Genomic DNA, 12,322 nt, shown 5'->3' with positions numbered 1-12,322 from the left:
GAGGCTGAGCGCTACTGCCTCCTAACGACGCATGCTTCCGTGGGATAAGCGCCTGGAATGGGCCTTCTCGACCCCGCCTGCCGCCGGGGATTGGGGCGGGATGCTGCTGCTGGCCGGCTTTAGCGCGATCGCGCTGCCTTGGGGATGGCGGCAGGGATTGTTGCGCTTTTCACCCGGCGCAACGACGGCCACTACGGCTGGCTGGATCGTGGGGCGCACTTGGGTGGTGCCCAGCCTGCTCGAGGAAAGCCTGTTTCGCGTGGTGCTGCTGCCGCATCCGGCTGAAGGCGCGCCGCCAATCACCTGCTTGGGGTGGGTGTTGGGGAGCCTGGTGCTGTTTGTAGCGGCCCATCCGCTGCAGGCACGGCTGTGCGCGCCCCAGGCAAAGCCAACCTTCAATAGCGCGACCTTTCTCGGCCTAGCCGGCCTGCTGGGCCTGGCTTGTACGGTCAGCTACTACCAAAGCGGCTCAGTGTGGCCGCCGCTGGTTTTGCATTGGGTCGTGGTGGTGGTTTGGTTGCTGCTGTGCGACGGCTACCGCCGCATCTTGCCTTGAGGGCAGCGCTCTCAAACTACAGTCGCTGACAAAAAAAAGACCGATGGCGGCCATCGGTCCCACGGAACAGCTTGAAGCGAGCGGGCTTACAGCAAGCCCAGGAACTTAAGGACGCCTTGGCCGCTGACGGCCTCGACGATCAGCGCTGCGAAAAAGCCGATCATGGCAAGCCGACCGTTCCAATTCTCGGCTTGCGGGGTGAAGCCGAACTTAAAATCGTTGCGATTTTCGTTCTCCATGGTGACCCTCCTGGTCGTAAACAATTATTAAGCCTTTCAGACCAAAATGTAACCGAAGCTTAAAAAATTGGCAACATCCCCTTTCGGACCGCTATAGAAGCTCATCCAGCGACCGGGTGCTAGGCCTTATCGGACGGTTGCGCGCTCGGCATGGCTGCCTGGGCGCTCTCTTGGCGCGCGCGCCACCAGGCCAGCAGCGTACTGGCTACGAAAATGCTGGAGTAAGCCCCCAAAATAAAGCCCACGATTAGGGCCAGGGCAAAGTTGGTCAGCGTTTCGCCGCCAAACAGATAGATTGCCAGCAGCGGCAGCACGCTGGTTGCGGTCGTGTTGATGGAGCGGGTCAGCGAGCGGTTGACGGACTCGTTAGCGATCGCCTCAAACCCGTCGCTGGGGCGCCGCCGGCGGGTCTCGCGGATGCGATCGTAGATGACGACCGTATCGTTGACCGAAAAGCCAATGATGGTCAGCAGCGCGACCAAAAACAGGCTGTTGACCTCAACCCCGGCCGTCAACCCCAACACCGAAAACAGGCCGCTGGTGAGAAAAACGTCGTGGAACAGCGCCAGGATGGCGACCAGGGCATAGTCGAGCTGAAAGCGAAGGCTGATGTAGCCGATGATGCCAAACGCCGCCACCACGAGCGCTAGCAACCCCGAGGTTAAGATCTCGCGCCCAATGGTGGGCCCGATTGTATCAATTTGAATGGTTTGGGGGTCAAAGCGGCCTAGCGCCTGGCGCAGCGCCGCTCGCAGCTGGCTGCGCTGCTCGACGCCTAGGGCTTGGGTGCGGATGGAGAGCGTCTGCTGCCGCTCGCCCACCACTTGAATGCGGCTGTTCCCCAAACCTTGCGCCTGCGCAATCTGGCGCACGCGCCCTACCTCAATCGGTTCCTCGCAGCTGCCTTCGGTGGCGCAGGCGCGGGTGAGCTGCAAGCGCGTGCCCCCAACAAACTCCAGCCCGGGGCGCAGCGGCGCGTTGAACTGCGCCAGCGATAGCGCCATGGCAATGGCGCACGCCACCAGGGCTGCAATCGAAACCAGCCACCACCGGTGCCGCTGTTGGGTGAGGTTTAGTTGCATGGTCGAGCTCGGGCAGGCGCGGCTACGAGGAGGCCAACTGCGGGCAGAACAGGTGCGGCCGCCGGCGGACCCCCGGCAGGCCCAAAACCACCAGCAGCATCAGCGTTCGGGTGCAGGATAGGGCCGTAAACAAACTCAGCGCCACGCCAATTGCCAGCGTTACGGCAAAGCCCTTAACAAAACCGGTCCCCAGCCAAAACAGGGCGGCGCAGGCAATTAAGGTTGTGACGTTGCTGTCGATAATGCTAGAAAAAGCCCGATAGAACCCCGATTCCACCGAGCGGTAGAGCGTATTGCCGGCGCGCAGCTCCTCCCGGGTGCGCTCGAAGATGAGCACGTTGGCATCCACAGCCATGCCGATGCTCAGAATGAAGCCGGCAATCCCGGGCAGGGTTAGCGTCACGCCCACCAAGGCATAGCTGGCAACGGCGAGCAGCGCGTAGACGCCTAGGGCCGCGTCCGCGATGGCACCGGGCAGGCGGTAGTAAACGGCCATGAACGCTAGCACTAGCACCAACCCCGATGCGGCAGCGTAGAGGCTATTGCGGATGCTGGCCTGGCCCAGCGTGGCCCCCACCGTGCGGTTGGAGACAATTTCCACCGGCAGCGGCAGCGCGCCGCCGCGCAGCTGAATGGCCAAGTTGCGGGCCTCTTGCGTGGAAAAATCGCCGGTGATGACGGCGCCACCGCCGGTGATGCCGGTGCCGGCAAAGCGCGCCGCCACCGTGGGGGCGCTCAGCAGCTGATCGTCCAAAAAGATGCCGATGGTGCGACCGGTCCCAGCGAGCTCTTGCGTGAGCTGGGCGAACTGACGGCCGCCCTCGCCGGTAAAGTCGAGCGCCACCTCCCAGCTGTTGCCCCCTTGGGTGGGTTGGGCTTGGGCATCTTTGAGCTGCTCGCCTGTCAGCTCGGGCGAGCCAAACAACTGGAGCAGCTGTTGGTTGATTTTCTCGAGCTGCTCGCTTTTTTGCGCGATCGCTTCGGCGTCCGGACGCTCAGCCTGGCGCAGCTGCTCCAGTTCCTGCTGCAGCTGCTGCTGGCGCGCGAACAGCGACTGGAACTGCTGTTGGGTCCCTTGCTTTTGCTGGCGGAATTCGAGCTGGGCCGTCTCGCCCAGCACGCGCTCGGCTTGGCTGGGATCGCTGACCCCGGGCAACTGCACGACGATCTTGTCCTCGCCCGAGGTTTGAACTTCGGCTTTGGAGACCCCTAGCCCGTTGACGCGGTTTTGAATCACGCGCCGCACGGCTTGCAGCTGCTGGTCGCTAATTTGCTCGACTTGCTCGGTGGTTTGCACGCGCAGGGTCAGCTGCGCCCCACCGCGCAAATCCAGCCCCAGCTTGAGCGGAATCTGCGCCAGCGTCACGATGGCTGCTATTACCAACGCCACGATCAGGGCCAACAGCAAGCGCTGGCGTTGCATGACAATACCTCGCTCGCAGCCCAGCCAGCCTACACTTGCAACCCCACCAGCTGGCGCACGGCCTCGACGATCTGCTCGGGCTGGACGATGGTCATGCGCTCCAGCGTGCCGTTATAGGGCGTGGGCATGTCTTCTGAGGACAGCCGCTGCGGCGGCGCATCCAGTTCGTCGAACAGCTCGTCGTTGAGGCGCGCTACCAGTTCGGCACCAATGCCACCCGTTCGCGCGCACTCCTCCACCACAATCGCGCGGTGGGTCTTGCGAATGGAAGCACCCACCGTTTCCATATCGAGGGGCTTGAGCGAGATCAGATCGATCGCCTCGGGATCGAAACCTTCCTGCTGCAGCTGCTCGACTGCTTGCAGCACGTGGTGCCGCATGCGCGAGTAGGTCAGGATGGTAACGTCGCTGCCCGTGCGAACCACCTCGGCCCGATCGAGCGGCAGCGCGTACTCGCCTTCGGGCAGCTCTTCCTTGAGGTTGTAGAGCAGGACGTGCTCGAAAAATAGGATGGGATTGTCGTCGCGGATGGCGGCTTTGAGCAACCCCTTGGCGTTATAGGGGGTCGAGCAGGCCACCAGCCTGAGGCCTGGCACCGAGTGAAAGTAGGACTCGAGCCGCTGCGAGTGCTCGGCGCCGAGCTGACGGCCCACGCCGCCCGGGCCGCGCACCACCAGCGGGATTTTGTAATTGCCGCCCGAGGTGTAGCGCAGCATGCCGGCATTGTTGGATATCTGGTTGAAGGCCAGCAGCAGAAACCCCATATTCATGCCCTCAACCACGGGGCGCAAGCCCGTCATGGCGCTACCGATCGCCATGCCCATGAAGCTGTTTTCGGCAATGGGCGTATCGAGCACGCGCAGCTCGCCGTACTTTTTGTACAGGTCCTTGGTGACCTTGTAGGAGCCGCCGTAGTGCCCCACGTCTTCGCCCATGACGGCGACTGTGTCGTCGCGGCCCATCTCCTCATCCAGGGCTTGGTGCAGGGCGTTAAAAAGGGTCGTTTCGGCCATCCCGCTCCAGCGCGCCGCTCGGCAGTACCACCTAATCGTAGCAGATACCCACCTGCCCGAGGCACGGCGGCCGGCGATCACGCCGTGCCGTGGCAGCTGCAAGCTACAATGCTCGCAGCGAGGGTATTGCGCCAGCAAGCAGACCGAAGGCAAGCGATCGCATGGGCAAGGTAGTCGGCATCGATTTGGGGACCACCAACTCAGTCGTTGCGGTCAACGAAGGCGGCAGGCCTGCCATTATTACCAATGCCGAAGGGGCCCGCACCACGCCCTCAGTCGTCGGGTTCAATCAAGACGGCGAGCTTCTCGTCGGCGAGCTAGCGCGGCGTCAGGCCGTGCTCAACCCGCGCAATACCTTCTTCGGCGCCAAACGGTTTTTGGGCCGCAGCTACAGCGAGCTCAACTCAATCGACAAGCGCGTTCCCTATACCGTGCGCGGCGATGAGGATGACAGCATCCAACTGCGCTGCCCGCGCCTCAGAAAGCGGTTTGCCCCCGAGGAAATTTCGGCTCGCGTGCTGCAAAAGCTAGCCCAGGATGCCAGCCGCTATCTGGGCGAGCCCGTCACCGAGGCCGTCATTACCGTGCCGGCCTATTTTGATGATGCCCAGCGCCAAGCGACCCGAGACGCCGGCCAGATTGCCGGACTCGAGGTTAAGCGCATCCTCAACGAGCCCACCGCAGCTTCGCTGGCCTACGGGCTCGACCGCCAGGCCAACAGCATCATCCTGGTGTTCGATCTGGGCGGCGGCACCTTCGATGTCTCCATTCTGGAGGTGGGTGACGGCGTCTTCGATGTCAAGGCCACCAGCGGCGACACCCAACTGGGCGGTAACGATTTCGACCGCCAGATCGTCGATTGGCTGGCTGATCGGTTCCAAGAAGCCGAAGGCATCGACCTGCGCCAGGACCGGCAGGCCCTGCAGCGCCTAACCGAGGCTGCCGAGAAAGCCAAGATCGAGCTGTCGTCGGTCAACGCCACCGAGATCAACCTTCCTTTTATTACAGCTGGCGACGACGGGCCCAAGCACATCGAAACGCGCCTGACGCGCTCGCAGTTCGAGAACCTGTGCGCCGATTTGGTCAGCCGGTTGCGCCGTCCGCTCAAGCGCTCGCTGGCCGATGCCGACCTGCGTCCCACCGAAATTGATGAGGTCGTGCTGGTGGGAGGCTCGACGCGCATCCCCATGGTGCAGGAGGTGGTGCGCAGCTTCATTGATCGCGAGCCCAACCAAGACGTCAACCCCGAAGAGGTGGTTGCCTTTGGGGCGGCCCTGCAAGCTGGCATCCTCGCCGGCGAGATGCAAGATGTCCTGCTTTTGGATGTCTCGCCCATCTCATTTGGAGTCGAGGCCATTGGGGGCGTCACGAAAAAGCTCATTCCGCGCAACACCACCATTCCCGTGCGCCGCTCGGAGGTGTTCTCGACCAGCGAAAACAACCAAACCCTGGTCGAGGTGCACGTCATCCAGGGCGAGCGCGAAATGGCAGCGGACAACAAGTCGCTGGGCCGATTCAAACTAACCGGCATTCCGCCGGCCCCGCGCGGGGTTCCCCAAATCCTAGTCTCGCTGGATCTGGATGCCAACGGCATTTTGCAGGTAACGGCCCAAGATAAAACCACCGGCCGCGAGCAAAGCGTCACCATCCAAGGAGCTTCCAACCTGAGCCAGGACCAGCTCGAGCGCATGATCCGCGAGGCCGAGGAAAACAGCCGTACCGATCGCGAGCGCCGCGAGCGCGCTGAGAAGCGCAATCAGGCTGAGGCCGCTGCCGATGCAGCACAGCGCCACCTCAAGGAGGTCGCCCTCGATTTTGGCAACCACTTTGCCAGCTACTACCGCCGTCGCATCGAGGGCCTGGTGCAAGAGCTGCGCGATAGCCTCGAGCAAGATGACGAGCGCGGGATCGAGCGCGCCCACGCGGACCTGCAGGATGCCGTTTACGAGCTCAACCGCGAGGTGCGGCTGCAGTACGAAGCGGAAGGGGAGGACGACTTTTTTGGCAGCATCCGCCGCACCTTCACCGGCGAGCGCGAGCCGCCTGAGCGGCGTGCTGGCCGGCGCCGAGCTTACCGTCCCTACGAATACGAAAACGACTGGGACGAAGGCGACGACTGGTTCTGAGCGCCCAGCCAGCTTGGTAGGCCCTTAGGACCAGCGTAACGGCGCGTGGCAGCCATGCAGCAATCCCGCAATTACTACGAGCTGTTGAACGTCTCGCCAGAGGCCTCCACCGAACAGATCAAGCAAGCCTACCGGCGGCTGGCGCGGCGCTATCACCCCGATCTCAACCCAGGCGATAAGGACGCCGAGGAGACCTTTAAAGCCATCGGTGAGGCCTACGATGTACTCTGCGACGAGCGCAAGCGCGCGCAGTACGACCAAACCATGCGGCGCTCGCGGCACCGTCGGGGTGCACCGCGGCGCCGTCGGCGGGAGAGCCGCACGCAACGGGCCCGGCAGGTGCCGCTTGATCGCGACGATGCCTACCAGCCCGGTACCACCAAGCGCGCGTACAAGGCCGGCGCTGCCCCCAGCGAGGGGAAGAATGGCGGCAGCGCGCGGCCGCGCGACGTCGAAGCCAAGCTCACCCTACCGCTCGAGAAGGCCTATCAAGGGGGCCGCGAACGCGTTCGCCTCGAGGACGGGCGATCGCTGGAAATCGATATGCCCAGCGGAATGGTCGATGGCCAGCAGATGCGGCTGCGCGGTCAGGGCATCGAGGGAGGCGACCTCTACCTGACTATTACCATCGCACCGCATTCGCTGTTTAAGCTGCACGGCTCGGATGTCATCTGCCGGGTGCCGGTGACGCCCAGCGAAGCCGTTCTGGGCGGCGCGATCAAGGTCCCCACCCTGGATGGGCCGGTTCGCGTCTCGATTCCGGGCGGCACGGTGAGCGGCAAGCGCTTGCGATTGGCCGATAAGGGCTACCCTCACTCGCAGGGGCGCGGCGACCAGCTCGTCGAGATCGCCATTGCCGTTCCCAGCGACCCCAGCGAAGCCGAGCGATCGCTCTACGAGCAGCTGCGGCAGGTGGAAGCCTTCGATCCGCGGAGGGATTTAGGGGAGAGCGATTAGCAAGCCCCCCACCTCTAGGAGGCGGGGGGCGAAGGGATACCCCTGGCACCGAGCTATCTTCCCAGGGGGCGAACCCCCCAGTATTTTCACCGCAGCCGCGTTTCACCGCCGAGGTCGGGATGGGTCGGGGTGGATCCGCGGCGCTATGGGCACCAGGGGAAAGCACTGGACCGGCCCGAGCCAGCCCCTGAAAACTGCATGCCATCGACGGGCCACCCGACGCGGTCAAGCCCTCGGTCTGTTAGGACGCCTCGGCTCAAGCCATTGCTGACCTTACACCTAGCGCCTATCGACGGGTAGTCTTCCCGTGACCTTACCTCCTTAAAGGAGCCAGAGCACTCATCTTGAGGTGGGCTTCCCACTTAGATGCTTTCAGCGGTTATCCGCTCCGCACTTAGCTACCCAGCGTTTACCCCTGGCGGGATAACTGGTACACCAGCGGTGCGTCCCTCCCGGTCCTCTCGTACTGAGGAGGGCTTTGGGACGTACTCCCGCCCCAGGTTGCGATGAGCCGACATCGAGGTGCCAAACCTCCCCGTCGATGTGAACTCTTGGGGGAGATCAGCCTGTTATCCCCGGAGTAACTTTTATCCGTTGAGCGACGGCCCTTCCACGCAGCGCCGCCGGATCACTAAGGCCGACTTTCGTCCCTGCTCGAGTGGTCCCTCTCGCAGTCAGGCTCCCTTGTGCCTTTACACTCGACGGCTGATTTTCAACCAGCCTGAGGGAACCTTGGCGCGCCTCCGCTACCGTTTAGGAGGCGACCGCCCCAGTCAAACTGCCCGCCTGAAACTGTTCCCGCCCCGGCTCACGGGTGCCGGTTAGGATTCCGGCCTCGCCAGGGTGGTATCTCAAGGATGGCTCCAGCTCGCCCGCAGGCAAGCCTTCGGCGCCTCCCACCTATCCTGCGCAAGCGGGGCCCGAACCCAATTCCAGGTTGCAGTAAAGCTTCACGGGGTCTTTCTGTCCAGGTGCGGATAGTCCGTATCTTCACAGACATTCCTATTTCGCCGAGTCCCTCTCCGAGACAGTGCCCAGATCGTTGCGTCTTTCGTGCGGGTCGGAACTTACCCGACAAGGAATTTCGCTACCTTAGGACCGTTATAGTTACGGCCGCCGTTCACCGGGGCTTCGGTCGCTGGCTTCGCCTTGCGGCTAACCGGCTTCCTTAACCTTCCGGCACTGGGCAGACGTCAGCCCCCATACGGCGTCTTTCGACTTAGCGGAGACCTGTGTTTTTGGTAAACAGTCGTCTGGGCCTCTTCACTGCGGCCACCTGACGGTGGCACCCCTTCTCCCGAAGTTACGGGGCCATTTTGCCGAGTTCCTTGGAGAGAGTTATCTCGCGCCCCTCGGTATCCTCTACCACCCCACCTGTGTCGGTTTCGGGTACAGGCGTTGCGAGCTTGCGGTGGTTAGGGCTTTTCTTGGAAGCCGGACGGGTTCCACTTCGGGGCCGTAGCCCCTCGGACTCGCGCCTTGGCTGATGGGCGTTTTCGCCGCCCGTCTTTGCCTCGAACGCTTGCACCGGGAACGACCATTCCCCAGCTGGGCCTCGCCTTCTCCGTCCCCCATCACCAACCCGCAACGGTACGGGAATGTTGACCCGTTTGCCATCGGCTACGCCTTGTGGCCTCGCCTTAGGTCCTGACTGACCCTTCGCGGACGAACCTTCCGAAGGAACCCTTGGGGTTTCGGGGCTGAGGATTCTCACCTCAGTTTTCGCTACTCAAGCCGACATTCTCACTTCCGCGCGGTCCACACCTGCTCGTCGCTAGTGCTTCGCCCCCCGCGGAACGCTCCCCTACCCGTCCGAGCGCATCGCTCGAACGCCACAGCTTCGGCAGGCCGCTTAGCCCCGGTCATTTTCGGCGCGGGAACGCTTGACCAGTGAGCTATTACGCACTCTTTTAAGGATTGCTGCTTCTAGGCAAACCTCCTGGTTGTCTCAGCATTCCCACCTCCTTTATCACTTAGCGGCCATTTGGGGGCCTTAGCTGGTGGTCTGGGCTCTTTCCCTCTCGACGATGGAGCTTATCCCCCACCGTCTCACTCGTGGCGCTCCGGCTGGTATTCCGAGTTTGCCTCGCCTCGGTACCGCTTTCGCGGCCCTCGGCGAAACAGTGCTGTACCCCCAGCTCGGTCTCACCACGGCTGCGCCGAAACGCATTTCGGGGAGAACCAGATAGCTCCGGGTTCGATTGGCATTTCACCGCTAACCACACCTCATCCGCCAACTTTGCAACGTTGGTCGGTTCGGACGTCCACTTGGTTTTACCCAAGCTTCCTCCTGGGCATGGTTAGTTCACCCGGGTTCGGGTCGGCTGACCGTGACCGTACGCGCCCCATTCGGACTCGCTTTCGCTATGGCTCCGGCGGAAACCGCCTTAACCAAGCCACGACCAGCCACTCGCCGGCGCATTCTTCAACAGGCACGCGGTCAGACGTTGAATCGTCCTCCCACTGCTTGTAAGCCAACGGTTTCACGTTCTGTTTCACTCCCCTCGCCGGGGTTCTTTTCACCTTTCCCTCGCGGTACTGGTCCGCTATCGGTCACGCAGGAGTATTTAGCCTTGCGAGGTGGTCCTCGCCGCTTCACTCGGGGTTCCCCGTGCCCCGAGCTACTCGGGGTCCGGCCGGGCGGTTCCAGCTTTCGGCTACGGGACTTTCACCCGCTCTGGTGCAGCATTCAGCTGCTTCGCCTAGCCTTTCCCATCCCTGATGGCCGCCCCACAACCCCGCTCGCCGTAGCGAGCGGTTTGGGCTGGTCCCCGTTCGCTCGCCGCTACTAAGGGAATCGCGGTTGCTTTCTGCTCCGCCGGCTACTGAGATGTTTCAGTTCGCCGGGTTGGCCCGAGACCGCCTATGGATTCAGCGGCCCATGCTTGGGGTTGTCCCATTCGGAAACCTCCGGATCGCTGCCTGCTTCCGGCTCCCCGGAGCGTATCGCCGGTTGCCGCGTCCTTCCTCGCCTCTGCGTGCCTAGGGATCCGCCGTTGGCTCTTGGTCGCTTGACCTCGGCATTCGGTAATGCCTGCGTCTGGCTACCCATTCGATGGCGATGCAGTTTTCAAGGTCCTGGCTGGACTGAGGGCCCAGCAGTCTCCCACCTCAGGAGGTGCTGGCCGCTCGCTCGTCCCAGTGGAGGTAAGCGGACTCGAACCGCTGACTTCCTGCGTGCAAAGCAGGTGCTCTACCAGCTGAGCTATACCCCCAAGGCACAATGACTGGGCCATCCTGGATTTGAACCAGGGACCTCACCCTTATCAGGGGTGCGCTCTGACCGAACTGAGCTAATAGCCCATTCCCCCAACCGGACGCGTTGGAGACCCGAAGGCGAATGTCGCCCCCGCTCGACCTCGGGATGGCCCCAAGCTGACTCTGGCTGTTCCTGGCAGCCAGCCGCTCGGGGACCCCTCTCCCTGTAAGGAGGTGATCCAGCCACACCTTCCGGTACGGCTACCTTGTTACGACTTCACCCCAGTCACCAGCCCTGCCTTCGGCGTCCCCCTCCCAACCGGGTTGGGGTAACGACTTCGGGCATGGCCGGCTTCCATGGTGTGACGGGCGGTGTGTACAAGGCCCGGGAACGAATTCACCGCCGCATTCTGATCGGCGATTACTAGCGATTCCGCCTTCATGCAGGCGAGTTGCAGCCTGCAATCTGAACTGAGACCGGGTTTATGGGATTCGCTGACTCTTGCGAGCTCGCTGCCCTTTGGCCCGGCCATTGTAGGACGTGTGTGGCCCAGAGCATCAGGGGCATGCTGACTTGACGTCATCCCCACCTTCCTCCGGTTTGTCACCGGCAGTCTCCCTAGAGTGCCCAACCCAATGCTGGCAACTAGGGATGAGGGTTGCGCTCGTTGCGGGACTTAACCCAACATCTCACGACACGAGCTGACGACAGCCATGCACCACCTGTGTCCGCGCTCCCGAAGGCACCCTCGGGTTTCCCCAAGGTTCGCGGCATGTCAAGCCCTGGTAAGGTTCTTCGCGTTGCATCGAATTAAACCACATCCTCCACCGCTTGTGCGGGCCCCCGTCAATTCCTTTGAGTTTCACGCTTGCGCGCGTACTCCCCAGGCGGGATACTTAACGCGTTAGCTTCGGCACGGCTCGGGTCGAGACAAGCCACGCCTAGTATCCATCGTTTACAGCTAGGACTACAGGGGTATCTAATCCCTTTCGCTCCCCTAGCTTTCGTCCCTCAGGGTCAGTAGCGGCCCAGTAGAGCGCTTTCGCCACCGGTGTTCTTCCCAATATCTACGCATTTCACCGCTACACTGGGAATTCCCTCTACCCCTGCCGCACTCTAGCCTCCCAGTTTCCACTGCCGCGTCGGGGTTGAGCCCCGGGCTTTGACAGCAGACTTGGAAGACCCCCTGCGGACGCTTTACGCCCAATAATTCCGGATAACGCTTGCCTCCTCCGTATTACCGCGGCTGCTGGCACGGAGTTAGCCGAGGCTGATTCCTCAGGTACCGTCAGATCTTCTTCCCTGAGAAAAGAGGTTTACAGCCCAAAGGCCGTCTTCCCTCACGCGGTGTAGCTCCGTCAGGCTTTCGCCCATTGCGGAAGATTCCCCACTGCTGCCTCCCGTAGGAGTCTGGCCCGTGTCTCAGTGCCAGTGTGGCCGATCGTCCTCTCAGACCGGCTACCGATCGCTGCCTCGGTCGGCCGTTACCCAACCGCCAGGCTAATCGGCCGCGAGCCCATCCTCCGGCGCCAGTGGCCTTTTACCCGCAGGCTCATCGGGGATTAGCAGCCGTTTCCAGCTGTTGTCCCCGTCCGGAGGGTAGGTACTCACGTGTTACTCACCCGTCCGCCACTTAGGTACCGCCCCCGAAGGAGCGGCCCCCGTTCGACTCGCATGTGTTAAGCTCACCGCCAGCGTTCATCCTGAGCCAGGATCAAACTCTCCGT

Annotated in this window: 7 protein-coding genes, 2 tRNA genes and 3 rRNA genes; 3 read left to right on the top strand and 9 right to left on the bottom strand. The window is 62.6% G+C overall.

Annotated elements, in window-relative coordinates:
- Nucleotides 1–31: 31 nt before the first annotated feature.
- Nucleotides 32–556 (top strand): CPBP family intramembrane metalloprotease, encoded by a 525-nt coding sequence (locus BRC58_10940; protein PSP15821.1) that lies wholly within the window; start codon nt 32–34, stop codon nt 554–556.
- A gap of 86 nt (nt 557–642) precedes the next feature.
- Here BRC58_10940 and BRC58_10935 read toward each other — a convergent pair whose 3' ends face one another.
- From BRC58_10935 to BRC58_10920, 4 genes are all read right to left on the bottom strand, one after another.
- Entirely contained in the window at nt 643–795 is a 153-nt protein-coding gene (locus BRC58_10935; protein PSP15820.1) for a chlorophyll A-B binding protein, read from the bottom strand.
- A 119-nt stretch (nt 796–914) separates the two neighbouring features.
- Entirely contained in the window at nt 915–1,877 is a 963-nt protein-coding gene (locus BRC58_10930) for a protein translocase subunit SecF (GenBank protein PSP15819.1), read from the bottom strand.
- Between the two features lie 22 nt (nt 1,878–1,899).
- The gene (gene secD, locus BRC58_10925; protein ID PSP15818.1) at nt 1,900–3,300 is read right to left on the bottom strand and encodes a protein translocase subunit SecD; all 1,401 of its coding nucleotides are present in this window, start codon (nt 3,298–3,300) and stop codon (nt 1,900–1,902) included.
- A gap of 29 nt (nt 3,301–3,329) precedes the next feature.
- Nucleotides 3,330–4,313: an alpha-ketoacid dehydrogenase subunit beta gene (locus BRC58_10920; GenBank protein ID PSP15817.1), complete on the bottom strand. Its 984-nt coding sequence runs from the start codon at nt 4,311–4,313 to the stop codon at nt 3,330–3,332.
- A 161-nt stretch (nt 4,314–4,474) separates the two neighbouring features.
- On the opposite strand from BRC58_10920, the gene BRC58_10915 reads away from it, so the two are divergent.
- Together BRC58_10915 and BRC58_10910 are read left to right on the top strand one after the other, a co-directional pair.
- Nucleotides 4,475–6,439 carry a molecular chaperone DnaK gene (locus BRC58_10915; GenBank protein ID PSP15816.1) on the top strand — a complete coding sequence of 655 codons (1,965 nt, stop codon included), beginning with the start codon at nt 4,475–4,477 and terminating at the stop codon, nt 6,437–6,439.
- Nucleotides 6,440–6,493: 54 nt separating this feature from the next.
- Nucleotides 6,494–7,396 carry a molecular chaperone DnaJ gene (locus BRC58_10910; protein ID PSP15815.1) on the top strand — a complete coding sequence of 301 codons (903 nt, stop codon included), beginning with the start codon at nt 6,494–6,496 and terminating at the stop codon, nt 7,394–7,396.
- Between the two features lie 40 nt (nt 7,397–7,436).
- On the opposite strand, the gene rrf is transcribed toward BRC58_10910, so the two are convergent.
- From rrf to BRC58_10885, 5 genes are all read right to left on the bottom strand, one after another.
- Nucleotides 7,437–7,553 (bottom strand): 5S ribosomal RNA (rrf, locus tag BRC58_10905).
- A gap of 63 nt (nt 7,554–7,616) precedes the next feature.
- A 23S ribosomal RNA gene (locus tag BRC58_10900) occupies nt 7,617–10,414 on the bottom strand.
- Nucleotides 10,415–10,538: 124 nt separating this feature from the next.
- Nucleotides 10,539–10,611: transfer RNA gene (locus BRC58_10895), tRNA-Ala, on the bottom strand.
- A gap of 13 nt (nt 10,612–10,624) precedes the next feature.
- A tRNA-Ile gene (locus BRC58_10890) sits at nt 10,625–10,699 on the bottom strand.
- 122 nt (nt 10,700–10,821) lie between these two features.
- A 16S ribosomal RNA gene (locus tag BRC58_10885) occupies nt 10,822–12,322 on the bottom strand; the annotation flags it as partial.

Source organism: Cyanobacteria bacterium QS_8_64_29, from assembly GCA_003022125.1.
Lineage (GTDB): Bacteria > Cyanobacteriota > Cyanobacteriia > Cyanobacteriales > Rubidibacteraceae > QS-8-64-29.
This window is presented reverse-complemented; position numbering and strand designations above follow the sequence as displayed.

Coding starts and splice junctions, on each gene's coding strand:
- BRC58_10940 (PSP15821.1), top strand. CDS start 32: ATGCTTCCGTGGGATAAGCGCCTGGAATGGGCCTTCTCGACCCCGCCT.
- BRC58_10935 (PSP15820.1), bottom strand. CDS start 795: ATGGAGAACGAAAATCGCAACGATTTTAAGTTCGGCTTCACCCCGCAA.
- BRC58_10930 (PSP15819.1), bottom strand. CDS start 1,877: ATGCAACTAAACCTCACCCAACAGCGGCACCGGTGGTGGCTGGTTTCG.
- secD (PSP15818.1), bottom strand. CDS start 3,300: ATGCAACGCCAGCGCTTGCTGTTGGCCCTGATCGTGGCGTTGGTAATA.
- BRC58_10920 (PSP15817.1), bottom strand. CDS start 4,313: ATGGCCGAAACGACCCTTTTTAACGCCCTGCACCAAGCCCTGGATGAG.
- BRC58_10915 (PSP15816.1), top strand. CDS start 4,475: ATGGGCAAGGTAGTCGGCATCGATTTGGGGACCACCAACTCAGTCGTT.
- BRC58_10910 (PSP15815.1), top strand. CDS start 6,494: ATGCAGCAATCCCGCAATTACTACGAGCTGTTGAACGTCTCGCCAGAG.